Below are 1518 nucleotides of genomic sequence, written 5' to 3' on the forward strand. Positions count from 1 at the left end.
ATCGAGGACATTTTGTCGGGCAAAATTGAGCAGATACTCATAGGCGTAGCCGGAGTCGTGCTGGACCTGGCTTCATTCCTCACCCCAGTCGGGAAATTCATGTCAGGTTCGGTGCGGCTGATCAGGGCGGGCGCCAAAGCCTCGCAAATGACCGTCAAAGCAAGTCTGCCTTCCTTTTCAACATTGACCCGAAAACTCCTGACCGCTTCCCTGAGCAACCTCAATCCGCTGGATGGGGTCCCGACACTACTCAAGACACTGGGAAGCGGTGCGTGGAAAGGACTGCATACGGCGGGACGCATTGGTGTTAGCGGGTTCAAGAAACTGACAGGACACGCCGACAGCTACCGACTGGTGCACAACCTGCCCCAGACGACCGATCCGGGGCGCTGGAAGCCGCTGGCAAGCGGTGATCGACTGGCAACGGTCAACGGTGTCGATGATGTACTTGTGCGCAATACCAGCCCATCGGACCTGACCCGATTCCACCCCGTCGATCCAGTGACATCCTTGCCCTACGGCCCCCGCCTGCACAATCACAGCAAAAACCTCGTACAGGGCCGGTCAACCTTCAAAACGTTATCTCCTACCGAATCCCACGTCCTGGTAGAACTTCCGAAAGACGCCCATGTCCGTGAAGTACTTGAGATCGATGGTCGAACCACACTGTTCGTTGATGACATTCCCTATCGTCTGGACGGCAACCAACTGCGCCGTGCCGACTTGATTGATGATCAGGCAATGTTCAGAYCCTTGCCTTGCCGGGTACGTCGCGCCCCTGGTCCCGAGCTGTGTCAAACAAGCTACGTCACTCGCGACCCGGCTCCTACCCCTGCTATCGCTACTTTCGATGAAACCAAAGGCTGGGCCCCCTGGTTCGGAGACGCCATTTACACCCCCGCAACAGGCAGGGCACCGATGCAAGTGTCCTCAATAGCTGCCAATTCATCCCTCAAGGCCGTACTGGAGTTTCAGAAAGGGATGTATGGGCGGGTCATGGTCAGCGTTCCCGTATCCGGGCAAAAACTCGTCGATAAATTTCGCGTGGGCGCAACTATCGTAGAGTCAATCGACGGTTCAAAACATTACGTGTTCACGCGGCTGAGCGCGGGAGACTTTTACGTTACCTCGCGCGCAAAGGGCCAAAGCGCTAAAGACCTCCTGACCTTCAGAAAAGCCGACACCCTTCCTGACGAACTGAGGAAAGAGTTAATGGTGGTGTACACCGGCTCACTGAACTCCAATAACATGGTAAGAATCCATGGCCAGGAAGCGGTGGAGCGCGCATTGAGAGCCATGGATGAAATTGCCATTTCGATCGGTAGCCATGCCAATCCGCCCGATACGCTCAGATTGCTCAAGGTCGATACCAGCCCAGCAGAAGCGGCCCTGTTCGATCACTCCACAAGAATGATCATCAGGAACTCCACCGATGGCGCCGCGACCTGGTCCTTGTCCAAGGCTACGCCGGACAGCGTGCGGGATACGACTGCGGAGGTTTTCAACACACTGTTTCAG

1 pseudogene is annotated in these 1518 nt (G+C 56.1%); it reads left to right on the forward strand.

Features of this window, described 5'->3' with window-relative positions:
• Nucleotides 1-1518 (forward strand): annotated as a pseudogene (locus tag AC1DLB_RS29685) (hypothetical protein); the annotation flags it as partial.

This window comes from Pseudomonas sp. 05N434 (genome assembly GCF_056396965.1).